The organism is Plantactinospora sp. DSM 117369, assembly GCF_053764795.1.
In genome coordinates this window covers 8,944,122-8,969,140 of the sequence record NZ_CM132446.1, presented here as the reverse complement: position 1 = coordinate 8,969,140, position 25,019 = coordinate 8,944,122, and the positions used below count along the sequence as shown (strand labels likewise).

Annotated in this window: 21 protein-coding genes and 1 pseudogene; 13 read left to right on the top strand and 9 right to left on the bottom strand. The window is 73.0% G+C overall.

The window, feature by feature from the left end; translation table 11 throughout:
* The first annotated feature begins 50 nt into the window (after window positions 1-50).
* Entirely contained in the window at window positions 51-770 is a 720-nt protein-coding gene (locus ACSMXO_RS38395) for an SDR family NAD(P)-dependent oxidoreductase (RefSeq protein WP_346258281.1), read from the top strand.
* A 75-nt stretch (window positions 771-845) separates the two neighbouring features.
* On the opposite strand, the gene ACSMXO_RS38390 is transcribed toward ACSMXO_RS38395, so the two are convergent.
* The 7 genes and pseudogenes from ACSMXO_RS38390 to ACSMXO_RS38360 form a co-directional block, all read right to left on the bottom strand.
* Window positions 846-1,622 (bottom strand): ABC transporter permease, encoded by a 777-nt coding sequence (locus ACSMXO_RS38390; protein ID WP_455415736.1) that lies wholly within the window; start codon window positions 1,620-1,622, stop codon window positions 846-848.
* Between the two features lie 184 nt (window positions 1,623-1,806).
* Window positions 1,807-2,826, bottom strand: coding sequence for an ABC transporter substrate-binding protein (locus ACSMXO_RS38385; protein ID WP_455415735.1), 1,020 nt, complete (start codon window positions 2,824-2,826; stop codon window positions 1,807-1,809).
* 520 nt (window positions 2,827-3,346) lie between these two features.
* Window positions 3,347-4,435 carry a uroporphyrinogen-III synthase gene (locus ACSMXO_RS38380; RefSeq protein ID WP_346258278.1) on the bottom strand — a complete coding sequence of 363 codons (1,089 nt, stop codon included), beginning with the start codon at window positions 4,433-4,435 and terminating at the stop codon, window positions 3,347-3,349.
* A complete protein-coding gene (gene nirD / locus ACSMXO_RS38375; RefSeq protein ID WP_455419407.1) occupies window positions 4,435-4,812 on the bottom strand; it encodes a nitrite reductase small subunit NirD in 378 nt (125 codons plus the stop codon). Before nirD ends, ACSMXO_RS38380 begins: the two co-directional genes overlap by 1 nt.
* Before the next feature lie 44 nt (window positions 4,813-4,856).
* Entirely contained in the window at window positions 4,857-7,436 is a 2,580-nt protein-coding gene (gene nirB, locus ACSMXO_RS38370; protein WP_455415734.1) for a nitrite reductase large subunit NirB, read from the bottom strand.
* On the bottom strand, window positions 7,433-8,917 hold the full coding sequence (locus tag ACSMXO_RS38365; RefSeq protein WP_455415733.1) for an FAD-dependent oxidoreductase: 1,485 nt from the start codon (window positions 8,915-8,917) through the stop codon (window positions 7,433-7,435). The genes nirB and ACSMXO_RS38365 overlap by 4 nt, the downstream gene beginning before the upstream one ends.
* 125 nt (window positions 8,918-9,042) lie before the next feature.
* Window positions 9,043-11,169 (bottom strand): annotated as a pseudogene (locus ACSMXO_RS38360) (molybdopterin oxidoreductase family protein); the annotation flags it as partial.
* Between the two features lie 261 nt (window positions 11,170-11,430).
* Between ACSMXO_RS38360 and ACSMXO_RS38355 the strand changes: the two are divergent.
* The 8 genes from ACSMXO_RS38355 to ACSMXO_RS38320 all read left to right on the top strand — a co-directional run bounded on the left by ACSMXO_RS38355 (window position 11,431) and on the right by ACSMXO_RS38320 (window position 17,360).
* Entirely contained in the window at window positions 11,431-12,132 is a 702-nt protein-coding gene (locus ACSMXO_RS38355; RefSeq protein ID WP_455415732.1) for a methyltransferase domain-containing protein, read from the top strand.
* Between the two features lie 58 nt (window positions 12,133-12,190).
* Window positions 12,191-12,496, top strand: a complete 306-nt coding sequence (locus tag ACSMXO_RS38350; RefSeq protein ID WP_455415731.1) for a DUF6364 family protein — start codon at window positions 12,191-12,193, stop codon at window positions 12,494-12,496.
* 31 nt (window positions 12,497-12,527) lie between these two features.
* The gene (locus tag ACSMXO_RS38345; RefSeq protein WP_346258273.1) at window positions 12,528-12,821 is read left to right on the top strand and encodes a type II toxin-antitoxin system PemK/MazF family toxin; all 294 of its coding nucleotides are present in this window, start codon (window positions 12,528-12,530) and stop codon (window positions 12,819-12,821) included.
* A 110-nt stretch (window positions 12,822-12,931) separates the two neighbouring features.
* Entirely contained in the window at window positions 12,932-14,389 is a 1,458-nt protein-coding gene (locus ACSMXO_RS38340; protein WP_346258272.1) for a nitrate/nitrite transporter, read from the top strand.
* A 257-nt stretch (window positions 14,390-14,646) separates the two neighbouring features.
* Window positions 14,647-15,090 carry a 50S ribosomal protein L13 gene (gene rplM / locus ACSMXO_RS38335; RefSeq protein ID WP_107260811.1) on the top strand — a complete coding sequence of 148 codons (444 nt, stop codon included), beginning with the start codon at window positions 14,647-14,649 and terminating at the stop codon, window positions 15,088-15,090.
* Between the two features lie 20 nt (window positions 15,091-15,110).
* Window positions 15,111-15,563 (top strand): 30S ribosomal protein S9, encoded by a 453-nt coding sequence (gene rpsI / locus ACSMXO_RS38330; protein ID WP_346258271.1) that lies wholly within the window; start codon window positions 15,111-15,113, stop codon window positions 15,561-15,563.
* Between the two features lie 114 nt (window positions 15,564-15,677).
* Entirely contained in the window at window positions 15,678-17,036 is a 1,359-nt protein-coding gene (glmM, locus tag ACSMXO_RS38325) for a phosphoglucosamine mutase (protein ID WP_455415730.1), read from the top strand.
* A gap of 153 nt (window positions 17,037-17,189) precedes the next feature.
* The gene (locus ACSMXO_RS38320) at window positions 17,190-17,360 is read left to right on the top strand and encodes a hypothetical protein (RefSeq protein WP_455415729.1); all 171 of its coding nucleotides are present in this window, start codon (window positions 17,190-17,192) and stop codon (window positions 17,358-17,360) included.
* A gap of 18 nt (window positions 17,361-17,378) precedes the next feature.
* Here the strand turns inward: ACSMXO_RS38320 and ACSMXO_RS38315 are convergent, their stop codons facing one another.
* A complete protein-coding gene (locus tag ACSMXO_RS38315; protein WP_455415728.1) occupies window positions 17,379-18,578 on the bottom strand; it encodes a pyridoxal phosphate-dependent aminotransferase in 1,200 nt (399 codons plus the stop codon).
* A gap of 33 nt (window positions 18,579-18,611) precedes the next feature.
* A complete protein-coding gene (locus ACSMXO_RS38310) occupies window positions 18,612-19,757 on the bottom strand; it encodes an MmpS family transport accessory protein (protein WP_455415727.1) in 1,146 nt (381 codons plus the stop codon).
* 257 nt (window positions 19,758-20,014) lie between these two features.
* Between ACSMXO_RS38310 and glmS the strand changes: the two genes are divergently transcribed.
* From glmS to alr, 4 genes are all read left to right on the top strand, one after another.
* Window positions 20,015-21,919, top strand: coding sequence for a glutamine--fructose-6-phosphate transaminase (isomerizing) (gene glmS / locus ACSMXO_RS38305; protein ID WP_346258266.1), 1,905 nt, complete (start codon window positions 20,015-20,017; stop codon window positions 21,917-21,919).
* Between the two features lie 48 nt (window positions 21,920-21,967).
* Entirely contained in the window at window positions 21,968-22,336 is a 369-nt protein-coding gene (locus ACSMXO_RS38300) for a holo-ACP synthase (RefSeq protein WP_455415726.1), read from the top strand.
* Window positions 22,333-23,802, top strand: a complete 1,470-nt coding sequence (locus tag ACSMXO_RS38295; RefSeq protein ID WP_455415725.1) for an NAD(P)H-hydrate dehydratase — start codon at window positions 22,333-22,335, stop codon at window positions 23,800-23,802. The genes ACSMXO_RS38300 and ACSMXO_RS38295 overlap by 4 nt, the downstream gene beginning before the upstream one ends.
* Before the next feature lie 65 nt (window positions 23,803-23,867).
* Complete coding sequence (alr, locus tag ACSMXO_RS38290; RefSeq protein WP_455415724.1) at window positions 23,868-24,986, top strand: alanine racemase; 1,119 nt, start codon at window positions 23,868-23,870, stop codon at window positions 24,984-24,986.
* Window positions 24,987-25,019 lie beyond the last annotated feature (33 nt).

Sequence of the window (25,019 nt, the reverse complement as noted above, 5' to 3'; positions counted from 1 at the left end):
GGGCCCGGGGAGGCTCCGCGGTTCAATCCTGCACAGCGAGAGGGACAGATATGCCACAGCACGATGGCCCCGATGGCGGCTGCGTAGTCGTCATCGGGGGTACTTCCGGCCTCGGCCGGGACGTGGCCGAGCACTACGCGAAGCGGGGGCTGGAGGTCGTCGTCACCGGGCGCGACGCGGCCCGGACCGCAACGGTCGCCGCCGAGATCGGTGGCCGGACGACGGGTGTCGCCGTCGACCTCGCCGATCCCGGGTCCATCGCCGCCGCGCTCGCCGGGATCGGCGAGGTCAGGCACCTGGTCCTCTCCGCCTTCGTCCGGGACGTCAACAAGGTCTCCGACTACCAGATCGACCGCGCGGTCAGCCTGGTCACGGTCAAGCTGGTCGGCTACACCGAGGTGGCGCACACCCTGGCGTCCAGGCTTTCGCCGAGCGGTTCCGTGCTGCTCTTCGGCGGCGGCTCCAAGGACCGGCCGTTTCCCGGTTCGGCGACGGTCTCCACGGTGAACGCCGGGGTGGTCGGCCTGGTGAACGTGCTCGCCGCCGAGCTGCGGCCGGTCCGGGTCAACGCCCTGCACCCCGGCATCGTCGGCGACAGCCCGTTCTGGGCCAAGCAGCCGGCCGAGGTGCACGAGACCTACCGGGCGCGTACCCCGACGGGCCGGCTGACGACCATGGCGGACGTCACCGACGCCGCCGTGTTCCTCCTGGAGAACCCGGCCGTCAACGCGGTCAACCTGGACCTCAACGGCGGTGCCGGGCTGGCCTGACCCGGCGGGCGGATCACCGCCGGCCACGGCCGGGGCGGTGATCCGCCCGGTCGGTCGGGCGGGGAGTGGGGCGGCTCAGGCGGAGATCTTCCGGGCCCACGGCACCGCGAGCCGTTCCGCTACCACCACGGCGTAGAAGAGGCCGATGCCGAGTACCCCGGTCAGGGTGATCGCGGCGAACGCCAGCGGGGTGTCGAACGACTGCTGGGTGCTGTAGATGATCGCACCGAGACCCTCGTTCAGGGTCTGCAACTCGGCCACCACGGCGCCGATCAGGGCGAGCGTGATGCCGAGCTTCAGCCCCACGAAGACCTGGGGTAGCGCCCACGGCAGCCGTACCTTGAGATATGTCTTCAGCCGGGACGCCGACAGCGACCTGGTCAGCTCGTAGAGGTCGGCCGGGGTCGAGGTCAGGCCGGACATGGTGGCCACCATGATCGGGAAGAACGCGATCAGGACGACCAGGGAGACCTTGGTCCGCGAGTCGTACCCGATCCAGAGGATCAGCAGCGGGACGAGGGAGACCTTCGGCACCGCGTTGAACGCGACGATCATCGGCAGGGTGGCCTGCTCGACCAGGCGTGAGCTGGTCAGCAGCAGCGCCGCGACCATCCCGCCGGCCGCCGCGATGCCGAAGCCGGCGAGCGTGCCCCACAGCGTGGCCCAGGCCGCCTCGAACAGGTAGGCGGGCTCCCGGTCGAAGGCGTCGACGACCTCCGGCGGTGACGGCAGGAAGAGGGTCTCGATGTGGAAGACGATGGTCACCAGCCACCAGAGGCCGATCGCGACGATGGTGCCGACGATCGGCAGCGCGGTCCGGGTACCGGGGGACAGGTCGCGGCTAACGGTCATCGGATCCGCCGGGACGGTATCCGCGGCCGGTGGCCGGGCGCGTCGGCCGGTGCGGCAGGTCGTGCGGGTCGCGGGCAGCACTGCCCGGAGGGGTCCAGACGGGCAACGTGTTCTCTCCTCTGCGTCCAGAAGGGGACGGCGAGTGGCTGCCCACTCACCGTCCCCGAGGTGTCACGCCGTTCGGTCAGGCCTTGGGCGCGATGGAGAAGTCGATGACCTTGTCCGGGGTGAGGCCGGCGGGGATCAGCTCGGCGCCCTGGAGGATGGCGATGGCCCGGGCGGCCCGCTGCTCGTCGAGCGCGCCGATCGTGTTGCCCGGCGCCGAGGTGACGTACGGCGTCATCAGCTTGATCTCCGCCGCGGCGCCCTGCTCGTTCACGTTCGGGTTGTTGGCCTTCATGATCTTGGCGGCCTCTGCGGGGTTCTCCACCGTGTACTTGAGGCCCTTCATCGCCGCGTCCTTGAACCGCTTGACGATGTCCGGGTTCTCCTGGGCGTACTTGGCGGTGGTGGTGAGGCCGGTGCCGAGCAGGTCCCGCAGGTAGTCGGTGAGCGGCATGACGGTCATCGTCTGCTTGGTCACCGTCTCCACCGTGTTGCGGGTGATGACGAAGGTGCTGAGCACGTCGACCTTCTTGCCCACCAGCAGGCCGACCAGGGTCTGCGGGGTGGTCTCGACGAACTGGAGCTTGGCGGAGTCGAAGCCGGCCAGCTTGCCGTACGCCGGAAGCAGGGTCTTGGTGATCGAGCCCTGGGCGACGCCGACCCGCTTGCCCTCCAGGTCCTTCGGCTTGGTCACGCCGGAGCCGGGCGGCGCGAAGATCGCGACCAGGGTGCTCTGGTGCACCGCGGCGATCACGCGCATCTCGGTGACCTGCGCCTTGCCGGTCTGGATCATCAGCTGGGTCACGTCGCTGTAGGTGAACTGCGCCTTGCCGGAGAGCAGGCCCTGGTTGTTGGTGGCCGGGGCGCCCTGCTGGATGGTGACGTCGAGCCCGGCCTCGGAGAAGAAGCCCTTGTCCTTCGCCACCCATGCGAATGCGTCGTGACCACCGGTGCCGAACCCGGTGAGGTACGTCACCTTGTCCGGAGCCTTGCCGCCGGCGCCGCCTCCGTCGGAGTCGTCCGAGCCCGAGCAGCCGGCGGTGACCAGCATGGCCGTGGCCAGGGCCGCGGCGGCCAGCACGCGTATACGCCTCGTCATTCCTACCTGTCCTTTGAGGAGAATCCATTGAGGATGTGGAACGGTCGCCCGGTTCAGGATCGGCCGCGTCCCGCTGATGGCGCTGCGGGTGCAGGTGAATCCGGCGGTTCTCGGTGGCCGGTCCCCGCCGTGACCGTAAAGCCTTGCCCGATGTATCCGGCAGTCCTCCTGACGCGTTCGCGAGCAGGGTGTGACGCGACCTGAAATGTTCTCTGCCAGGGCGACGAGGCGCCTCCACCTGTCCCCTGTGCACAGTCCCGGAGGGCAGCTTACGGGCGCTTCCGGGACGTTGCGGCCTTACCCTGCCAACCGCCTGTCCGCCAGTCAAGGGATCAAGCCGAGCCGATACCCAAGCGTGAGGCGGCGACCGTCCGGTAGATGAACTGGTGAACCGTCCCTTGCGCTCCGTCGTGGCTCCGTGTGCGGAGCGGCGCCCCCGCTGCTCGATCCAGCCCCGGAGAGGGCCGGATCGAAGAGCACCAGATCGAGAAAAGATCGGCGAGATCAGGTCGAGGAGCGGTCAGTCGACCGGCAGTCGGTAGCCGCGTTTGACCACCGTCTGCACCACCCCCGGGGTGCGCAGTCCAGCCCGCAACCGGGCCACCGCCATCTCCACGGCGTGCTCGTCGGCGCCCCTCGGCAGGGTGCGCAGCAGGGCGGCCCGGGACATCACCCGGCCGGGGGTACTCGCCAGGGCCCGGAGTACCGCCATCGGTGCCGGGGCCAGCGGCCGCAGCTCACCGTCCAGGATGGCCGCGTGTCCGCGCAGGGTCAGCAGGTGACCGGCGACCTTGACGCTGATCGCCCGCTGCGGCAGCTCGTCGACGATGGTCCGGACCAGGGCGCCGAGCCGGGCCCGGCTCGGCGCCACCACCGGTACGCCGTGCCGGCGCAGCGGCGCGGCGGTGACCGGCCCGACACAGGCGGCCAGTACGTCGGAGCGCATCGCGTCCAGTACCGCCTCGGTGCTCGGCCCGGCGGCCCGGAGCAGGGCACCGACCGCCGGTGCGGAGGTGAAGGTGACCGCGTCCACCAGCCGGCCGGCGATCAGGTCGACCAGCCGGTGCAGCGGGGCCGGGTCGGTCGGCGCCGCCCAGCGGTAGACCGGCACCTCGATCACGCTCGCCCCGGCCGCCTCCAGCGCGGCCGTGCACTCCGGCTGCCGTTCGCCGTGTAGCTGCATCGCGATCAACTGGCCGCGTACGCCACGCTGCCGGAGGTGGTCGATCACCTCGTCGCAGCTCTCCGAGGCGGGCGACCACTCGTCGTGCAGCCCGGCGGCCCGGATCGCGCCCCGGGCCTTCGGCCCCCGGCTGACGATGTAGGCCCGGGAGAGCACCGCACGCAGCGGCTCGGCCAGCCCCCAGCCCTCCGCCGCCTCCAGCCAGCCGCGCATCCCGATCCCGGTGTTCGCCATCAGCACGTCGGGCGGATTGTCCAGGCAGGCCCGGGTCGCCGCGCGCAACTCGGTGTCGTCGGCCAGCGGCACGATCCGCAGCGCCGGGGCGAGCACCACCCGGGCGCCGCGCCGCTCCAGCATGGCGGTGAGTTCGTCGCGCCGCCGGTCGGCGGTGACCCCGACCGTGAAGCCGGACAGCTCGCCGGACATCAGGCGTCCCCGGCCGGCCGGTGCCGGGGGGCCACCTCGACCAGCCCGTCCCGGCACCGCACCCGGTAGGTCGGCACCGCCACCCCGGGCACGTCCAGGCAGTCGCCGGTACGCAGGTCGTAGACCTGCTTGTGCAGCGGGGAGGCGACGGTCGGGATCTCGCCGCGACTGCCGACGATGCCCCGGGCCATCACGTACGCGCCGGCGATCGGGTCCCGCTGGCCGATCGCGAAGAGCCGGCCGTCGAAGGTGCGGAAGACCGCCACCTGCTCGCCGTCGACCAGCGCGGCCACCCCGCGCTCCGGCTCCAGTCGGGGGTACGGGCAGACGGCCGTCCAGCGCGCGTCGTCGTCGCCCGGCCCGGCGCCCTCGGTCAACCCGTCGTTGATCGCCGATCCGTCGTTGATCGTGGTGTCCAGAGTCAACTCGGTACCCCCATGGTCGTCGGGAGGCCGAGCGACACCGGTCGGCGGTCTCCCAGGGCCGGAACGGGCTGTCCCCGTTCCACCTCGAACGTGATCGACGGGTCCGGTACGTCGGGCGCGTTGACGAAGGAGGTGAACCGGCGCAGCCGGTCCGGGTCCGCCAGCGTGTCGCGCCACTCGTCGGAGTACGAACCGACGTGCCGGGCCATCGCGGCGTCCAGTTCGGCGCAGAGCCCGAGCGAGTCGTCGACGATGACCGCCCGCAGGTGCTCCAGGCCGCCCTCCATCGCCTCGATCCAGGCGGCGGTCCGCTGTAGCCGGTCGGCGGTGCGGATGTAGAACATCAGGAACCGGTCGACGTACCGGACCAGCTCCTCGGTGGAGAGGTCCTGGCCGAAGAGTTCGGCGTGCCGGGGGCGGAAGCCGCCGTTGCCGCCGAGATAGAGGTTCCAGCCGCTGTCGGTGGCGATGATGCCGAAGTCCTTGCTGCGGGCCTCGGCGCACTCCCGGGCGCAGCCGGAGACCGCTGACTTGATCTTGTGTGGCGCGCGCAGTCCCCGGTAGCGCAGCTCCAGGGCGATCGCCAGCCCGACCGAGTCCTGCACCCCGTACCGGCACCAGGTGGAGCCGACGCAGGACTTGACCGTTCGCAGCGCCTTGCCGTACGCGTGCCCGGACTCGAACCCGGCGTCCACCAGCCGGCGCCAGATCTGCGGCAGCTGCTCGACCCGGGCACCGAAGAGGTCGATCCGCTGCCCACCGGTGATCTTGGTGTAGAGCTGGAAGTCCCGGGCCACCTCGCCGATCACGATCAGCTTCTCCGGGGTGATCTCGCCACCCGGGATCCGCGGCACCACGGAGTACGTCCCGTCCCGCTGGATGTTCGCCAGGAAGTGGTCGTTGGTGTCCTGCAACGACGCCTGCTCGCCGTCGAGCACGTAGCCGCTGCCGAGCGAGGCGAGGATCGAGGCGACCGCCGGCTTGCAGATGTCGCAGCCCCGCCCCCGGCCGTGCTCGGCGACCAGCCGGGAGAAGGTGCGGATTCCCCGTACCCGGATGATCTCGAACAGCTCCTGCCGGCTGTGCTCGAAGTGCTCGCAGAGTGCCTTGCTCAGGCTCACCCCGGAGACCGCCAGCAACTGCTTCAGCATCGGTACGCAGGACCCGCAGCTCGTCCCGGCCCGGGTGCACGCCTTCAGCCCCGGCACGTCCGTGCAACCCTCGGCGATGGCGCCGACGAGCTGGTCCTTGGTCACCGCGTTGCAGGAGCAGACCTGGGCCGAGCCGGGCAGCGCGGCGATCCCGGCCCCCGTCCCGGTGCCGTCGCCGGCCGGGGCGAGCAGGGCCAGCGGCGGCCCGGGCAGCGCGCCGCCGACGCTGGCCCGCAACGTCGGGTACGCGGTCACGTCACCGACCAGCACCCCGCCGAGCAGGGTCTTGGCGTCGTCGGAGAGGACCAGCTTGGCGTAGACCCGGGTGGCCGGGTCGGTGAAGGTCACGTCCAGGCAGCCGGGCGTCCTGCCGTGCGCGTCGCCGAAGGCGGCCACGTCCACCCCGAGCAGTTTCAGCTTGGTGGAGAGGTCCGCGCCCGGGAAGGTCGCCGTACCGCCGACCAGCCGGTCGGCCACCACCTCTGCCATCGCGTAGCCGGGAGCGACCAGGCCGTAGCAGGTGCCATCGACGGCGGCGCACTCGCCGATCGCCCAGATCCGCTCGTCGGTACTGCGGCAGGTCTCGTCGACCCGGATCCCGCCGCGCTCGCCCAGTTCCAGGCCGGCGGCCCGGGCCAGCTCGTCCCGGGGCCGGATGCCGGCGGCCACCACCACCAGATCGGTGGGGAGCCAACTGCCGTCCGAGAGGGTCAGCCCGGCCAGCTCGCCGTCCGGGCGGGACCGGATCGCGGTGGTGGCGACTCCGAGGTGCGGCACGACGCCCAGCTCCTCGACGTACCGGCGCAGCATCGCGCCACCGGCCTCGTCGACCTGCACCGGCATCAGCCGGGGGGCGAACTCCACCACCGAGGTGGTCAGGCCCAGCAGCCGCAGCGCGTTCGCCGCCTCCAGGCCGAGCAGCCCGCCGCCGATCACCGCACCGGTACGCCGGCCCTTGGCGAAGTCGCGGATCGCGGTCAGGTCGTCCAGGGTGCGGTAGACGAAGACCCCGGAGCGCAGCGCCGGGGTGGGCCCGAGTGCGTCCGGACCCTTGGCCACGTACGCGCCGTCGATCGGCGGCACGAACGGGTACGACCCGGTCGCCAGTACCAGCGCGTCGTACCGGTATTCGCCGCCGCCGGTGACCACCCGCCGACCGGTCCGGTCGATCTCCACCACCGGCTCGCCCAGCCGCAGGTCGACCCCGTCGTCGGGGCGGTGCAGGCTCAGCTCGTCCGCGTCCACCCCGTCGAAGAACGCCGAGAGCCGCACCCGGTCGTACGCCGGCCGGCCCTCCTCGGCCAGCACCGTGACCTGCCAGCGGCCCTCGGTGTCCCGGGAGCGCAGCGCCTCGACGAAGCGCTGCCCCACCATGCCGTTGCCGACCACGACGAGTCGCTGCCGCTCCGGCTTGTCGTTCGTCATGCCGCCACCTCTGCTTCCACCGGGTCGGGAGTGTCGATTGAGGAGAGCCAGCCGAGGATCCCCTCGACGGCGTCCCGGCAACTGCCGCAGCCGGTGGTGGCCCGGGTCGCGGCGACGACGTCCTCCAACGACCTCGCCCCGGCCCGCCAGCAGCGCACCAGCGTGCCCTTGCGCACGGTGTTGCACTGGCAGACCGTGGCCGCGTCCGGCATCAGCGCCGGGGACTCGACCGGCGCCGCGCTCGCGGCGTCGCGGCTGCGGCCGAGCAGCAGGGTGCGGCGGTCGATCGGCACCGGCGTACCCCGGTCGAAGAGCTGGATCACCGTGCCGACCGCCGGGTTGTCGCCGAGCATGATCGCCCCGGTGAGCCGTTCGCCGACGATCCGCAGCCGGGCGTAGGTGCCGCGGACCGGGTCGGAGAAGCTGAGCTCCTCGACGTCCGGGGCGGGGCCGGCGGCCGCGTCACCCATCGCGGCGAGGTCGATGCCGGCGGCCTTGAGCCGGGTGACCGCCGGCTGCGGCCGGTAGCGCGCCCGGGGATCCTGCCCGGCGAGCACCTGGGCCAGCACCCGGGCCTGCTCCCAGGCCGGGGCGACCAGGCCGGTGACCACGCCCGCGTGCTGGGCGCAGTCGCCGATCGCCGAGATGTGCGGGTCGCTGGTGCGCAGCCGGTCGTCGACCACCACCCCCCGGTCCACGGTGAGCCCGGCCGCACGGGCCAGCTCCACGTCGGGGCGTACCCCGCAGGAGAGCACCAGCAGGTCGGCGTCGAGAACCCGTCCGTCGGAGAGGGTCAGGGTGAGGCCGTCGGGCCGGACGGCGACGGCGCTGGCGGCCACGTCCAGGTGGGTGGTGACGCCGAGCCCGGCCAGGGTACGGGCCAGCACGGCGCCGGCCGCCGGATCGAGCTGCCGCTCCATCAGGTGCCCGACCGGGTGCACCACGTGCACGTCGAGCCCCCGGGCGGCCAGGCCCCGGGCCGCCTCCAGGCCGAGCAGCCCACCGCCGAGGACCAGGGCCCGGCGGGCTCCGGCGGCGGCGGACAGGATGCGCCGGCAGTCGTCGAGGGTGCGGAACACGGCCACCCGGTCCGGCAGCCTCTCCCGGTCCAGCCCGGCCAGCGGCGGCACCAGGGCGCGCCCGCCGGTGGCGAGCACCAGGTGGTCGTACCCGATCAGGTCGCCCTGGCCGGTCGTCACCGTGCGGCTTGCCGGGTCGATGGCGGTGGCCTCGACCCCGGGCCGTACGTCGATGCCGTGCCCGGCCGCCTCGGCAAGCTCCACACCGGACTCGTCGACCTTCCCGGCCAGCAGGCTGGACAACATGATCCGGTTGTACGCCCGGTGCAGCTCGGCGCCGAGTACCGTGATCTTGGCGTCGCCGAGCCGGGCCGACAGCTCGGCCGCCAACCGGGCACCGGCCATGCCGTGCCCGACGATCACGATCCGGTTCCGTGATCCGTCCACTGTCTCCTCTGTCATGGGGCCACCTCGGGACGCTCGCTGACTGGACCTTCGCCGACCTCGCCCCGCGGCCCGTCGTGGCCGTCGGTGGAGCTCGGGGCGGACACATCGGGCAGCTCAGGTGGGGAAAGTTCCACCGTTGCCTTCTCCACCCGGACCGCGCAGACCTTGAACTCGGGCATCCGGGAGATCGGATCGAGGGCGTCGCTGGTCACCGAGTTGATCCGGGCCGCGCCCGCCCAGTGGAACGGCGCGAAGACGGTGTCCGGCCGGATGGTCGGAGTCAGCCGGGCCGGCGCGCGCATCTCGCCCCGGCGGCTGGTCACCCGCACCTCGTCGCCGTCGTCCACCCCGAGGCGGGCCGCCAGGTCGGGATGCAGCTCCAGGAAGGCGTTCGGGGCGGCCCGGCGCAGCGCCTCGACCCGCCGGGTCTGCGCACCGGACTGGTACTGCGTCAACACCCGGCCGGTGGTGAGGTAGACCGGATAGTCCGGGCAGACCTCCTCGGCGGGCGGGCGGTGCTCCACCGGCAGGAACCGGGCCCGCCCGTCCGGGGTCGGGAACCGGTCGACGAACATCCGCGACGTGCCCGGCCCGTCCTCGTCCGGACAGGGCCAGAAGACGCCGTCCTCGGCATCGATCCGCTCCCAGGTGATCCCCGCGTAGTCGGCGGCTCCGCCGGCCGAGGCGCGGCGCAGCTCCGCGAAGACCTGCTCGGGTGCCGCCGGAAAGCGGGACCGGCCCCGATCGGTCGCCCCGTCGACGTGGTCGAGCCGGTCGGCGAGGTCGGACAGCAGCGCCAGATCGGTGCGTACGCCCGGCGGTGGCGGGCGGAGCGCGCGGCGGCGCAGTACCCGACCCTCCAGATTCGTCATGGTGCCGTCCTCCTCGGCCCACTGCGCGGTCGGCAGCACCACGTCGGCGATCTCGGCCGTCTCGGAGCGGACGAAGTCGGCCACCACCAGCAGGTCGAGGTCGCGCAGCCGGCTGGTGACCCGGGCCGCCCGGGGCGCCGAGACGACCGGGTTGGAGCCGAACACCAGCAGCCCCTTCGGGCCGCCGTCGGTGCCGAGCGCGCTGAGCAGCTCGTACGCCGACACGCCCGGCCCGGGCAGCAGGTCCGGCCGCACATCCCAGACCCCGGCGACGTGTGCCCGGGCGGCGGGGTCGTCGATGCGGCGGTAGCCGGGGAGCTGGTCGGCCTTCTGCCCGTGCTCGCGGCCACCCTGGCCGTTGCCCTGCCCAGTGAGGCAGCCGTACCCGGAGCCGGGCCGGCCGGGCAGGCCGAGCGCGAGGGCGAGGTTGATGAAGGCGGTCACCGTGTCCACGCCCTTGGCGTGTTGCTCGGCGCCGCGCGCGGTGAGGATGATCGCCCGCTCGGCGGTGCCGAGCGCCCGGGCCGCGGCCTCCAGGTCGGCCACCGGCACCCCGGAGAGCCGCTCGGCCCGGGCCGGCCAGTAGCCGGCGGTGACCCGGCGCACCTGGTCGAACCCGGTGGTCCGGGCGGCCACGTAGTCCTTGTCGACCAGTCCCTCGGCCAGGGCGATGTGCAGCAGCGCGTTCGCGACCGCGAGGTCGGTGCCCGGGGTCGGCTGCAGGTGCAGGGTGGCCTGCCGGGCGGTCGCGGTGGCTCGGGGGTCGACCACGATCAGGGTGCCGCCGCGCTGTCGCTGCTCGATCAGGTAGCGGACCAGCGGCGGCATCGTCTCGGCGACGTTCGCGCCGACCAGCAGCAGGGTGTCGGCGGTGCCGAGGTCGGCCAGCGGGAACGGCAGCCCCCGGTCGAGGCCGAAGGCACGCATCCCGGCGGCGGCGGCCGAGGACATGCAGAACCGGCCGTTGTAGTCGATGTTCCGGGTGCCGAGCGCGACCCGGGCGAACTTGCCCAGGGCGTACGCCTTCTCGTTGGTCAGTCCGCCGCCGCCGAAGACGGCCACCGCGTCCCGGCCGTGGCTGGACTGGATCCGGCGGATTCCGTCCGCCACCCGGTCCAGCGCCTCCGGCCAGCTCGCCGGGCGCAACTGCCCGCCGGGGCGGTCCCGCAGCAGCGGGGTGGTCAGCCGGTCGGGGTGGTCGAGCAACTCGGCCGCGGTCCAGCCCTTCTGGCAGAGCCCGCCGCGGTTGGTGGGGAACTGCCGGGGCAGCACCTCCACCCGCTCGCCGGTGCGGCGCAGGGTCATCCCGCACTGCAGGGCGCAGTATGGGCAGTGCGTGACCACGTCCTGGGACACATCCTCCGAATGCGTCGCAGTGCGTGCACCGTCTGTCATGTCCGAAGCGTGCCGGCGCCCGGTTTCACCGCCGGGTCCCTCTTGTTTCGGGCCTGTCAAGAGCCGCTCACACGGACCCCACTCAGCGGGTCGGCTCGGCTTGCCGGCGGCCGGAGGTTACCTACAATCCTCCGGACCGGGGCCCGGAACCTCCCGGCGGGCCGGCGGCCCGGACGGGAGCGGGCCGGGTTCGTGACGGTGCTGCTCCGCGCAGTGGATCTATGATGTGGAAGGTCGTTCCACATTTTAGGAGGCACTCCGATGGCCGTGGTGTCGCTCTTCGACGCGGTGGCCGGGTCGTACGACGAGTCCCGACGCCGGCTCGTGCCGTGCTTCGACGACTTCTACGGCACCGCGGTCGAGGTGGCCGCCCCGCCGCTGCGCCGGGCGCTGGCGTCCGGGCGGGTACCGGCCGTACTCGACCTCGGCGCCGGCACCGGGCTGCTCTCGATCCTGCTCAGTGCCGCCGTACCGGGGGTGCGGACCACGCTGCTCGACGGCGCCCCGGCGATGCTCGCGGTGGCCGGGGGACACCTGACCCGGCGGGGCGTACCGCACGAGACGGTGGTCGCCAACCTGACCGCGCCGCTGCCCGGCGGCCCGTACGACGCGGTGGTCTCCGCGCTGGCCATCCACCACCTGCCGGACGCCGACAAGCGGGACCTCTACCGCCGGGTCCGGCAGGTACTGGTCCCCGGCGGGGTGTTCGTGAACGCCGAACAGGTGGCCGGCGGCACCCCCGACCTGGACTCCCGGTACGACGAGGTGTGGCTGGCCCAGGTCACCGCGCTCGGCGCCACCGAGGCGGAGATCGCCGCGGCCCGGGAGCGGATGATGCACGACCGCCCGGCGCCGCTGCCGGACCAGTGCCGCTGGCTGACCGAGGCCGGTTTCGTCGGTGTCGACTGTTTCTACAAGTCGTGGCGGTTCGCCGTCTTCGGCGGCCGGCGGGAGCTGGACTGACGACCGGTGACAACGAGCCGGAATGACGGCTGGTCATACCGTCGGTAGGCTGGGCGGCATGACCGCCAAGGTGACCCTCTCGTTTTCGGACGAGACGATCGAAGAGGCGCGGCGCTTCGCGAAACGGGACGGCATGTCGCTTTCCGCCTGGATCGACCAGGCCGCCCGGGAGAAGGCGCTCCGCGAGGTCTTCGCCGCGCACGCCGCGGCCGTCGGCCGGGCCCGCCTGGACATCGAGGCCGCCGCCATCGCCGACGCCCAGGAGGCCGCACTGGTCGATGCGGCTCTCGGCAGGGGTCCGAGTGAACCTTCGTCAACCTCCCCTCGCGGTCCGGCGGACCGCGAGGTCGGACGCGGTTACTGAGCACCGCGCGATTCAGGGTGAAGAAGGTTCAGTGCTGCGTAGAGGCGAGATCTGGCGGATCGACGGGGCGCGGTCCCGGCTCGGCCTGGTGATCAGCTCCGACGTATACAACTCCACCGACGTGCCGATCGTGATCGTCGCCGAGGTGGTGGACTCCGAACTGCTCCGGGATTCCCCGCTCGCCGTCACCATGGGCGAATTCGTGGTGATGCCCGACCGGCTCTCGTCGCCGATGAAGAAGTGGTTCACCGAGTGCGTCGGGGTCGCCGACGCCGACACCATGTTCCGGGTCAGCCGGGCGCTGCGTATCCTCCAGGGCATCTGAGCGGGGCGACGGATCTCACCATCCGCCGGGGCCCGCCGTGCGCCGACCGTTGCCGGTCCGACTTCGAGTGCGAACCGCCGGGAAACCCCGCGCTCCTACTTTCGGGCGGCATGACTAGTACTGCCGCCGCTACCGGCCCGACGGCCGATCCCGGGACCGACAGCACGGCCTCCGCCCCGGCGGCGGCCGGCCTCGGCACCCTTCCGCCGCCGGAGACCGCCGCCGCACCGGTGACCGCCCGTCGGCACCAGCTCGACGACTGGCGGCCCGAGGACCCCGAATTCTGGCGTACGACCGGAGCGCCGATCGCCCGGCGCAACCTGATCGTCTCGATCGCCTCCGAGCACATCGGCTTCTCGGTGTGGAGCCTCTGGTCCGTCCTGGTGCTCTTCCTCGGCCCGGAGTACGGGATCGACCCGGCCGGGAAGTTCCTGCTGACCGCCGTACCGGCGGCGCTGGGCGCGACGCTGCGGCTGCCGTACACCCTGGCGGTGGCCCGGTTCGGCGGGCGGAACTGGACGATCGTCAGCGCGCTGCTGCTGCTGGTGCCGGCGGTGCCGATGGCGATCCTGATCGAGCCGGGGGTGTCCTACGGCACGCTGATGCTGCTGGCCTGCCTGGCCGGGGTCGGCGGCGGGAACTTCGCCTCCTCGATGGCGAACATCAACCTCTTCTATCCGCAGCGGCTCAAGGGCTGGGCGCTGGGCCTGAACGCCGGCGGCGGCAACATCGGGGTGGCCGCCGTCCAGCTCGTCGGGCTGGCGGTGCTGGCCACGGCCGGTGCCGCGTACCCGCGCCTGGTGCCGGCGATCTACCTCCCGCTGATCGTGCTCGCCGCGCTGGCCTCGGCCCGGTACATGGACAACATCACCGGGGTCCGCAACGAGCGGGGGGCGATCCGGGAGGCGGCCCGGGACCCGCACGCCTGGGTGATGTCCGTGCTCTACATCGGCACCTTCGGCTCGTTCATCGGCTTCGGCTTCGCCTTCGGGCAGGTGCTGCTGGTGCAGTTCGGCGACCGGTTCGGCACCCCGCTCGACGCGGCGTACCTCACCTTCCTCGGGCCGCTGGTCGGCTCGCTGATCCGGCCGGTCGGCGGCCACCTGGCCGACCGGTACGGCGGGTCCCGGGTGACCCTCGCGACCTTCGCTGCCATGGCGGGCGGCGCCGGACTGGTCTACTACGCCTCCCGGGAGCGCTCGCTGACCCTCTACCTGATCGGGTTCATCGGGCTCTTCGTGCTCTCCGGGGTGGGCAACGGATCGACGTACAAGATGATCCCGGCGATCTTCCGGGCCAAGGCGGCCCGGGCGGTGGCGGCCGGCGAGCTGGATCCGGACGCCGCGCAGCGCCGGGCGTGGCGGCTCTCCGGTGCCCTGATCGGGATTGCCGGGGCGGTCGGCGCGTTCGGGGGCGTACTGGTCAACATCGCCTTCCGGCAGTCGTTCCTGGCGTACCAGTCGGCCGACGCCGCCTACCTGGCCTTCATCGCCTGGTACGCCCTCTGCCTCGTGGTGACCTGGGTGGTCTACCTCCGCCCGTCGCCGGGCCGCCTCGCCGGGGTGTGAGACCCCCGGCCGGGCTGCGGCGGGGCCTCCGGGCTATCGTTCCGGTGGAGGCGGAGGTCCTGCCGTCGCCCAGCCCGCCGGGGGGTGTCCCGTTTTGACCCCGGCACCGGCGACCAGGTATCGTTGCCTGCTGTTGTGTGACACCCAAGTTTTCACGTGACATCCGCGGGCGTGCCTCTCCCGGGTACGCTTGGTCGTTTGTGCGTGCCTGGCGACCGGTGCGCGACCCCAGACCGACGACGAGACAAGGTAGACCTGTGCGTACGTACAGCCCGAAGCCGGGTGAAATCGAGCGTCAGTGGCACGTCATCGACGCGTCAGACGTCGTGCTGGGCCGTCTGGCCACCCACGTTGCCACGCTGCTGCGCGGCAAGCACAAGCCGACTTTCGCGCCGCACGTCGACACCGGTGACTTCGTCGTCGTGGTGAACGCGGGCAAGGTGGCGCTGACCGGCAACAAGCGGCACACCAAGGTCGCCTACCGTCACTCCGGCTACCCCGGCGGTCTGAAGCAGGTCGGCTACGACGAGCTGCTGACCAAGCGTCCCGACCGGGCCATCGAGCTGGCCGTCAAGGGCATGCTCCCGCACAACAAGCTCGGCCGTAAGCTGATCAAGAAGCTGAAGGTCTACGCCGGTGCCGAGCACCCGCACGCCGCGCAGCAGCCGGTGCCGTTCGAGATCAAGCAGATCGCGCAGTGAGCGCGGGCGAAGGAAACAGCATGACCGACACCATCGCGACCGCCGAAGCCCCGGTGCCCGCCCCGGTGGCCCGGGCTCCTCGTGGCGACCGGCCGATCCAGACCGTGGGCCGCCGCAAGGAGGCGATCGTCCGGGTCCGGATCGTTCCCGGCAGCGGCAAGATCACCTGCAACGGTCGTGACCTGGAGGCGTACTTCCCGAGCAAGGTGCACCAGCAGCTCATCAAGGAGCCGCTGGTCACCGCCGAGAAGGCCGAGGCGTTCGACATCATCGCCAACCTGCGGGGCGGCGGCACCACCGGTCAGGCCGGCGGGCTGCGGCTGGCCATCGCGCGGGCGCTGATCGCCAACGACCCCGACGACCGCCCGGCGCTGAAGAAGGCCGGCTTCCTCACCCGGGACGCTCGGGAGAAGGAAAGCAAGAAGTACGGCCTCAAGAAGGCCCGCAAGGCGCCCCAGTACTCCAAGCGCTGATCAGCGGCAACACCTTGTCCGTCTGACGTACGGCCGGAAACCGCCCCCTTCCGCGGTGGCGGTGTCCGGCCGTTTCGTTGTTCTCTACTGGTGCGCTTCCCGGAGGTTTCGCGCATGGGGCGGCTGTTCGGCACTGACGGCGTACGCGGACGCGCGAACGCCGACCTCACCCCCGAGTTGTCACTCGCGGTCGCGGTGGCGGCCGCGCACACCCTCGCCGAGCAGGACCGGAGCCATCCGCCGCTCGCCGTGGTGGGCCGGGACACCCGGGCCAGTGGCGAGATGCTGGAGGCGGCGGTGGTGGCCGGGCTGACCAGCGCCGGAGCCAACGTGGTCCGGGTCGGTGTGCTGCCGACGCCGGGGGTGGCGTTCCTGGTCGGCGAGGCGAAGGCCGACTTCGGGGTGATGCTCTCGGCCTCGCACAACCCGATGCCGGACAACGGGATCAAGCTCTTCGCGGCCGGTGGGCACAAGCTCCCCGACGACGTCGAGCTGAAGATCGAGGCCGCCGTCGAGGCGAACGGCTCGGCCGGCTGGCAGCGGCCGACCGGTGCCGGCGTGGGCCGGGTGCACGACCTGCTCGACGGGGCCGAACACTACGTCCAGCACCTGGTCGGCACGATCCCGCACCGGCTCGACGGGCTGAAGGTCGTCGTCGACTGCGCCAACGGCGCCGCCTCGGAGGTCGCCCCGGTGGCGTACCGGGAGGCCGGTGCCGAGGTGATCGCCATCCACGCCGAGCCGGACGGGCTCAACATCAACGACGACTGCGGTTCGCAGCACCTCGACGACCTGCGGGCCGCCGTGTTGGAGCACGGCGCCGACCTCGGCATCGCGCACGACGGCGACGCCGACCGGTGCGTGGCGATCGCCGCCGACGGCAGCGAGGTGGACGGCGACCAGATCATGGCGATCCTGGCACTGGCCATGCGGGAGGCCGGCACGCTGACCCAGGACACCCTGGTCGCGACCGTGATGAGCAACCTCGGGCTGCGGCTCGCCATGTCCGCCGCCGGCATCCGGCTGGTCGAGACCAAGGTCGGCGACCGGTACGTGCTGGAGGAGTTGCGCGCCTCCGGGCTGGCGCTGGGCGGCGAGCAGAGCGGGCACCTGGTGCTGCCGGCGTACGCGACCACCGGCGACGGCGTCCTCACCGGGCTGCACCTGATGTCCCGGGTGGCGGCCACCGGCCGTACCCTCGCCGAGCTGGCCTCGGTGGTGACCAAGCTGCCACAGGTGTTGATCAACGTGCCGGTCGCGGACCGGACCGTCGGAGCCGGCGCTCCCGCCGTACTCGGCGCGGTGCAGCGGGCCGAGGCCGAGCTGGGCGAGACCGGTCGGGTGCTGCTCCGCCCCTCCGGCACCGAGCCGCTGGTCCGGGTGATGGTCGAGGCGCCCACCCTGGAGCTGGCCCACGAGGTCGCGGAGCGGATCGCCGCCGAGGTGCGTACCGCCAGCCCGGTGCCGGCGTAGGCCGGCGGGCGGCGGAGCGGAGCTGGCTGGCCCGGGCCAGGGTGAAGCCCACGCTCCGGCGGTACGCGGCCAGGGCCCGGCGACCGACCGGGTGATCTCCTGCCCGCCGACGACGACCGATCCGGAGTCGGCCGGTTCGATCGCCCCGACCAGGTGCAGCAGGGTCGACTTGCCGAGGCGGACCTGGCCTTCCTCGACGACGCCGAGGCGGCGCTGCTCGACGGTGCCCAGGTCCGCATCCCAGCCGCGCGGCTGGCCAGCGCCGGTGCCGTACCCGAGCGGCTGCCCGACGGCCGCGGCGCGGGGCTGGCGGAGGGCGCCTGAATGTCGACGGGGATGCGGTCAGGCTGGTGCGCCGCCGAGCGCGTGTAGCCGGGTCACCGCCTCGGCCAGCACCTCCGGGCGTTTGCAGAAGGCGAACCGGACCAGTCGCCGGCCCGCCTCGACGTCGTCGTAGAAGACCTGCGTCGGCACGGCGACCACCCCGCAGCGCTCCGGCAGCGAGCGGCAGAACTCCACCCCGTCCCGCCCGCCCAGCGCGGTGATGTCGGCGGTGACGAAGTAGGTCCCTTCCGGGACCAGCACCTCGAAGCCGGCCTCGACCAGCCCGGCGCCGAGCTGGTCCCGCCGGGCCTGGAGATCGGCCCGGTAACCGTGGTAGTAGCCGTCCGGCAGGGCCAGGGCCACCGCGACCGCCGGTTGTAGTGGCGCGCCATTGACATAGGTGAGGAACTGCTTGACCCGCATCGTCGCCGCGACCAGCGGGGCCGGGCCGCTGGCCCAGCCGACCTTCCAGCCGGTGCAGGAGAACGTCTTGCCCGCCGAGGAGACCCGCAGGGTGCGCTCCCACATGCCCGGCAGGGTGGCCAGCGGGATGTGCGGGCTGCCGGCATCGGTGAAGACCAGGTGCTCGTACACCTCGTCGGTGACGGCGAGGGTGTCGAACTCCTGGCACAGCCGCGCGATCAGCGCCAGCTCGTCGGCGTCGAAGACCTTGCCGGTCGGGTTGTGCGGCGAGTTGAGTAGCACCAGCCGGGTCCGTGGCCCGAAGGCGGCCCGCAGCTCCGCCGGGTCGAAGGCGTACCGGCCGCCGTCGACCGGGCGGAGGGTGACCGGCCGCCGGACCGCGCCGGCCAGCGCGATCGAGGCGGCGTACGAGTCGTAGTACGGCTCGAAGCAGACCACCTCGTCGCCGGCCTCGCAGAGTCCGAGGATCGCCGCCGCGATCGCCTCGGTCGCCCCGGCGGTGACCAGCACCTGCCCGTCCGGGTCGTAGTCCAGCCCCCAGAACCGGCGCTGATGTGCGGCGACCGCGGCGCGCAGTGCCGGGATGCCTGGACCGGGCGGGTACTGGTTCTGCCCGCCGCGCAGCGCCTCCGCCGCCGCGGCCAGCATCTCGGGCGGCCCGTCCGTGTCCGGAAAGCCCTGACCCAGGTTGACCGCGCCGGTGCGCACCGCCAGCGCCGACATCTCCGCGAAGATGGTGGTGCCGAACGGGCGCATCCGGCGGACCAGGGGATCGGAGTCCGTTGTCGTCGTCACCCCGTCACCCTAGAGGCGTGGTGCGCGGTCGTGTCAGATCCCGAAGTCCGAGCAGGTGACGGTCGCGTAGTTGCCGCTGGAGCTCTTGGCGGCGGTGGACTGGCCGTCAACCGTGATCTTGCAGGAGATGTCCCCGGAACCGCCGCCGGTGCGGATCGCCACCACCGTCTTCAGCTCGTCCTCGGGAATCTTGACCTCCTTTTTCCACGGCAGGTCGACCGAGGGCGAGTGCACCTGCTTGCCGGCACCGTCGATGTAGGAGAGTGCGACCCGGCCGTCCCCGGTCACCTCGTAGACCACCGTCTGACCGCCGCTGCCCGGGTCGCCGCCGTCCGTACCGTCGGAGCTGGACGGGGTCGGGGTGGCGTCGAGGCCGGTCTCCACCGTCTTCCGCACCTGGTCCATGAACGACAGCGGGCCGAGGCAGATCCCGACGCAGGCGATCAGCACGACCACCACCACGGCCACGATCACGATGATCATGGTCTTGTTGCTCTTCTTCGGCGGTGCGGGCGGGAACGGCCCACCCGGGTAGCCGGGCTGCGCTGGTTGTCCGGGCTGTCCGTATCCGGGGTGGCCGCCGGCGCCGGCCGCCGCGTACTGGTCGCCGGGCCCGGGCGGGCCGGACTGCGGCGGGTAGACGCCGTAACCGGCGTCCTGCTGGTTCGGCGCCCCGCTGGTGGGGTATGGCGTGGCTGGTGGGCCGGACTGCGGCGGGTACGCCGGGCCGGCACCGTAGGGCGGGGCCGGCGGCTGGCCCGGGCCGGGCTGCTGTGCCGGGGCGTACGGGTTCGGCTGCTGCGGCTGGCCGTACGGGTTGGGCTGCTGGGGCTGGCCGTACGGGTTCGGCTGCTGCGGCTGGCCGTACCCGGCCGCCTGCGGTGGCTGGCCCCAGGTCGGCTGCCCGTACGGGGCGGGCTGCTGCTGCGGCGGCGGCTGGCCGTACGCGCCCGGTTGGGCCGGCGGCTGCCCGTACGTCGTCGGCTGCACCGGCTGTCCGTAGCCGGACGGCTGCCCGGGCTGAGGCTGCTGCGGCGGGGCGTACCTCGTCGTCGGGGCGTCGTCCTCCTCGGCCGGGTTCTCCGGCTGGGGCTGCTGCGGCGGGCCGAACTTCGTCGTCGGCGGCTCGTACTCGGCTGAAGGATCGTACGGGTTGTGCGGGGGCGGCGAGTCGGTCATCGGGTCTGGCTCCAGATATGGCGGACAGCAGGGGCGCGGCGACGGGGAGGGGCGGGCGCCGGAGGAGATGGCAGCGAATGCGCCAGTCACGGTACCCCGTCACCGCTGGCCGCGATGTACCGGTGAAGCCTGGGCAGGCCAGTCGAGCGGCCGTTCGTCCGGTTGTGGCGGCGGGTCAGGATACCGAGCAGGATCAGTGATCGAACAAGCACCTTTCGAGCAGGCCAGATGAGCGAACTTAGGTTAGGCTGCGGGCCATGTGCGGAATCGTGGGTTACACCGGCGCCAGGCCGGCGCTGGGCATCGTGCTGGACGGGTTGCGGCGGCTGGAGTACCGCGGCTACGACTCGGCCGGCGTGGCGGTCGTCTGCGAAGGCGAGCTGCTGACCGAGAAGAAGGCCGGCAAGCTGGCCAACCTGGAGAAGGTGCTGGCCGAGCGGTCGGCGACCGACGACGGCGCCGCGGCACTCGGCATCGGCGCCGGGACCACCGGCATCGGGCACACCCGGTGGGCCACCCACGGCGGGCCCACCGACCGCAACGCCCACCCGCACCGGGCCACCGACGGCCGGGTGGCCGTGATCCACAACGGCATCATCGAGAACTTCGCCAAGCTCCGCGCCGAGCTGGAGGCCGACGGCGTCGAGTTCACCAGCGACACCGACACCGAGTGCGCCGCGCACCTGCTCGCCGGCGAGCTGCACCGGCTGCGCGCCGCCGGTGAGCCCGACGGGCCGGCCCTGCTGGCCGCCGCGATGCGCCAGGTCTGCCAGCGGCTGGAGGGCGCCTTCACGCTGCTCGCGGTGGACGCCGCGATCCCCGGCGCGGTGGTCGGGGCCCGGCGCAACTCGCCGCTGGTGGTCGGGCGCGGGGTCGGGGAGAACTACCTGGCCAGCGACGTATCCGCGTTCATCGAACACACCCGGGACGCGGTCGAGCTGGGCCAGGACCAGGTCGTCCTCATCACCGGGGACGCCATCGAGATCACCGACTTCACCGGTGCACCCGCCACCGGCAAGGACTTCCACATCGACTGGGACGCCTCGGCCGCCGAGAAGGGCGGCTACGACTACTTCATGCTGAAGGAGATCGCCGAGCAGCCGCAGGCGATCGCCGACACCCTGCTCGGCCGGCTCAAGGAGACCGGCGAGATCGTGCTCGACGAGGTCCGCCTCTCCGACCAGGACCTGCGGGACGCCGACAAGATCTTCATCGTCGCCTGCGGCACCTCGTACCACGCCGGGATGGTGGCGAAGTACGCCATCGAGCACTGGACCCGGATCCCCTGCGAGGTCGAGCTGGCCAGCGAGTTCCGCTACCGCGACCCGGTGCTCGACCGGTCCACCCTGGTGGTGGCGATCTCCCAGTCCGGCGAGACCATGGACACCCTGATGGCACTCCGACACGCCAAGGAGCAGAAGGCCCGGGTGCTGGCGATCTGCAACACCAACGGCTCCACCATCCCGCGCGAGTCCGACGCGGTGCTCTACACCCACGGCGGTCCCGAGGTCGCGGTCGCCTCGACCAAGGCGTTCCTCACCCAGGTGGTGGCCTGCTATCTGATCGGCCTGCACCTGGCCCAGGTCCGTGGCATCAAGTACGCCGACGAGGTCGCCGCGGTGGTGGACCAGCTCCAGGAGATGCCGGACAAGCTGCGGGAGCTGCTCGCCGGCATCGAGCCGGTCCGGGAACTCGCCCGGGACCTCAAGGCGGCCCCCACGGTGCTCTTCATCGGCCGGCACGTCGGCTTCCCGGTCGCCCTGGAGGGCGCGCTCAAGCTCAAGGAACTCGCCTACATGCACGCCGAGGGGTTCGCGGCGGGCGAGTTGAAGCACGGGCCCATCTCGCTGATCGACCAGGGCACCCCGGTGGTCTGCATCGTGCCCTCCCCGGCCGGGCGGGGCATGCTGCACGACAAGATCGTCTCCAACATCCAGGAGATCCGCGCCCGGGGTGCCCGCACCATCGTGATCGCCGAGCAGGGCGACGAGGCGGTGACGCCGTACGCCGACCACCTGATCTACGTACCGCGCACCCCGACCCTGCTGGCCCCGCTGGTGACCACGGTGCCGTTGCAGGTGCTCGCCTGCGAGATCGCCGCCGCCCGGGGGCACGACGTCGACCAGCCGCGCAACCTGGCCAAGTCGGTCACCGTGGAGTGAGCCGGTCACCGTGGCGTGCGCTGTGGCGCCCGCCGGTAGGGTGAGGCGGTGATCGTCGCAGTCGGCATCGACGTCGTACTGGTGGATCGGTTCGCCCGGGCGCTGGCCCGCACCCCGTTGCTGGCCGATCGGCTCTTCACCGAGGCGGAACGCGCCACCGGGTCGGGCAGTCCGCGCTCGGCCGAGTCGCTGGCCGCCCGGTTCGCGGCGAAGGAGGCGGTGGCCAAGGCGCTGGGCGCGCCGGTCGGGCTGCGCTGGCACGACTGCGAGGTGGTCGCCGACCCGGACGGGCGGCCGTGGCTGACCGTCTCCGGCACGGTCGCCGCCGCCGCCACCGAACGCGGGGTGCAGCGCTGGCACCTGTCGCTGTCGCACGACGGCGGGATCGCCTCGGCGATGGTGGTGGCGGAGCGATGAGGGCCGCGTGGCGGGTGGCGGACGTACGCGCCGCCGAGCACTCCCTGATGGCCACAGTGCCGGCCGGCACCCTGATGCGGCGTGCCGCCGGTGGGCTGGCCGGGCACTGCGCCCGGCTGCTCGCCGAGCGGGGTGGCGGGGTGTACGGCGCCCGGGTGCTGCTGCTGGTCGGCTCCGGCGACAACGGCGGCGACACCCTCTACGCGGGTGCCCGGCTCGCCGGCCGGGGCGCGGCGGTGAGTGCCGTGCTGCTGGCGCCCGAGCGGGTGCACCAGGGCGGCCTGGCCGCGCTGCGGGCGGCCGGCGGGCGGGTGGTCGACGGGCTGCCGGACCGGGCCGACCTGGTGCTGGACGGGATCGTCGGGATCGGCGGCTCGGGCGGGCTGCGCGAGCCGGCGGCCCGGCTGGTCGCCGAGCTGCCCGGCCTGACCGGCCGGTCCGGGGACCGGCCGCCGGTGGTGGCGGTGGACGTGCCGAGCGGGGTCGAGGTGGACACCGGCGAGGTGCCGCGCTCGGTCGGCCTGCCCAGCACGGTGACCGCCGACCTCACGGTCACCTTCGGCTGCCTGAAGCCGGCCCTGGTGGTCGGCCCGGCCGCACCCCGGGCCGGGCGGGTCGAGCTGGTCGACATCGGGCTCGGCCCGTGGCTGCGGGCCACTCCGGCGGTACGGGTCACCGAGTGGTCGGACGTGCGCGACTGGTGGCCCCGGCTCGGTCCCGAGGAGGAGAAATACAGCCGGGGCGTGGTCGGCCTGGCCACCGGTTCGGCGACGTACCCGGGCGCGGCGGTGCTCTCGGTCGGTGGCGCGGTCGCCGGACCGACCGGCATGATCCGGTACGCCGGTGGCGCCCGTGTCGAGGTGCTGCGCCGCTATCCCTCGGTGGTCGCCGCCGAGCGGGTCAACGACGCCGGCCGGGTGCAGGCCTGGGTCTGCGGTTCCGGGCTCGGCACCGACGAGCGGGCCGCGACTGAGCTGCGCTGCGTACTCGCCGCGCCGGTGCCGGTGGTGCTCGACGCGGACGCGCTCACCCTGCTGGTGGACGGCTCGATGGCCGAGCGGCTGCGGGAGCGGGACGCGCCGATCGTGGTCACCCCGCACGACCGCGAGTACGCCCGGCTCTGCGGCGAGCCGCCCATGGACCGGGTCGCCGCCGCGCTGCAACTCGCCACCTGGATGAACGCGGTGGTGCTGCTCAAGGGCGACCGGACGGTGATCGCCACCCCGGACGGGCGGGCCTTCGCCAACCCGACCGGCACCCCGGCACTCGCCACCGGCGGCACCGGCGACGTGCTGGCCGGGTTGCTCGGTTCGCTGCTCGCCGCCGGTCTGCCGGCGGAGCGGGCGGCGGCCGCCGCGGCGTACCTGCACGGGCTGGCCGGGCAGGAGGCGGCCCGGCGCGGGCCGGTGACCGCCGACGACGTGGCGGCCGCGCTGCGCCCGGTGGTCGCCAGGCTGCCCCGGTGACCGGCCAAGTGTCCTGGTCGCGCCACCCGGGGCCATTTCGATCTACCGTTCAGTAGGCTGAGCGCATGTGGCAGGCCGAGGTACGCGTCGACCTTGACGCGATCCGCGACAACGTGTCCCGACTGCGGGCCGGGACGAGTGCCGAGCTGATGGCCGTGGTCAAGGGCGACGCGTACGGCCACGGCATGCTGCCGGTCGCCGGGGCGGCGCTCGACGCCGGGGCGGACTGGCTGGGCGTCTGCACCCTGGACGAGGCGTTGACGCTGCGCCGGGGCGGGATCACCGCACCGGTGCTGGCCTGGTTGCTGGCGCCCGGGCTGCCGCTGCACGAGGGGGTGACCGCCGGGATCGACCTGGCCGCCGCCAGCCTCGGCCAGCTCGCCGAGCTGGTCGCCGCCGCCGAGCGGGCCGATCGGCCGGTCCGGGCCCACCTCAAGATCGACACTGGCCTGTCCCGGGGCGGCGCGACCCTGGACGACTGGCCCGAGCTGCTCGACGCGGCGGCGAAGGCCCAGGCCGACGGGTTGATCGAGGTGGTCGGGCTGTGGAGCCACCTGGTCCACGCCGACGCGCCCACGCACGCCACCACCGACCGGCAGCTCGCGGTCTTCGGCGAGGGGCTGGCCCTGGCCGAGCGGGCCGGGCTGCGCCCCCGCTACCGGCACCTGGCCAACTCGGCGGCCACGCTGACCCGGCCCGACACCCACTTCGACCTGGTCCGTCCCGGCATCGCGATGTACGGGCTGTCGCCGGTGCCCGGCGAGCAGTTCGGGCTGCGGCCGGCGATGACCGCCCGGGCCCGGGTGACGCTGACCAAGCGGGTACCGGCCGGCACCGGGGTCTCCTACGGGCACACCTACCACACGGAGCGGGAGACGACGCTGGCCGTCGTGCCACTGGGCTACGCCGACGGGGTACCCCGGCACGCCTCCAACGTCGGCCCGGTCCAGCTCGCCGGTGCCCGGCGCCGGATCGCCGGCCGGGTCTGCATGGACCAGATCATGCTGGACTGCGGCGACGACCCGGTCGCCCCGGGCGACGTGGCGACCCTCTTCGGCAGCGGCGCGGACGGTGCACCCACCGCCGACGACTGGGCCGAGGCGATCGGCACCATCAACTACGAGATCGTCACTCGATTCGGCGGGGTCCGGGTGCCCCGGGTGTACGACGGGCAGCAGCGGTGAGCCCCGCCAAGCGGTTCGCCCCGCCCCGGGTAC

Bases quoted from the DNA above. Each gene is read 5' to 3' on its own strand.
- ACSMXO_RS38395 (WP_346258281.1), top strand. From the start codon at position 51: ATGCCACAGCACGATGGCCCCGATGGCGGCTGCGTAGTCGTCATCGGG.
- ACSMXO_RS38390 (WP_455415736.1), bottom strand. From the start codon at position 1,622: ATGACCGTTAGCCGCGACCTGTCCCCCGGTACCCGGACCGCGCTGCCG.
- ACSMXO_RS38385 (WP_455415735.1), bottom strand. From the start codon at position 2,826: ATGACGAGGCGTATACGCGTGCTGGCCGCCGCGGCCCTGGCCACGGCC.
- ACSMXO_RS38380 (WP_346258278.1), bottom strand. From the start codon at position 4,435: ATGTCCGGCGAGCTGTCCGGCTTCACGGTCGGGGTCACCGCCGACCGG.
- nirB (WP_455415734.1), bottom strand. From the start codon at position 7,436: ATGACGAACGACAAGCCGGAGCGGCAGCGACTCGTCGTGGTCGGCAAC.
- ACSMXO_RS38365 (WP_455415733.1), bottom strand. From the start codon at position 8,917: ATGACAGAGGAGACAGTGGACGGATCACGGAACCGGATCGTGATCGTC.
- ACSMXO_RS38355 (WP_455415732.1), top strand. From the start codon at position 11,431: ATGGCCGTGGTGTCGCTCTTCGACGCGGTGGCCGGGTCGTACGACGAG.
- ACSMXO_RS38350 (WP_455415731.1), top strand. From the start codon at position 12,191: ATGACCGCCAAGGTGACCCTCTCGTTTTCGGACGAGACGATCGAAGAG.
- ACSMXO_RS38340 (WP_346258272.1), top strand. From the start codon at position 12,932: ATGACTAGTACTGCCGCCGCTACCGGCCCGACGGCCGATCCCGGGACC.
- rpsI (WP_346258271.1), top strand. From the start codon at position 15,111: ATGACCGACACCATCGCGACCGCCGAAGCCCCGGTGCCCGCCCCGGTG.
- glmM (WP_455415730.1), top strand. From the start codon at position 15,678: ATGGGGCGGCTGTTCGGCACTGACGGCGTACGCGGACGCGCGAACGCC.
- ACSMXO_RS38310 (WP_455415727.1), bottom strand. From the start codon at position 19,757: ATGACCGACTCGCCGCCCCCGCACAACCCGTACGATCCTTCAGCCGAG.
- glmS (WP_346258266.1), top strand. From the start codon at position 20,015: ATGTGCGGAATCGTGGGTTACACCGGCGCCAGGCCGGCGCTGGGCATC.
- ACSMXO_RS38295 (WP_455415725.1), top strand. From the start codon at position 22,333: ATGAGGGCCGCGTGGCGGGTGGCGGACGTACGCGCCGCCGAGCACTCC.
- alr (WP_455415724.1), top strand. From the start codon at position 23,868: ATGTGGCAGGCCGAGGTACGCGTCGACCTTGACGCGATCCGCGACAAC.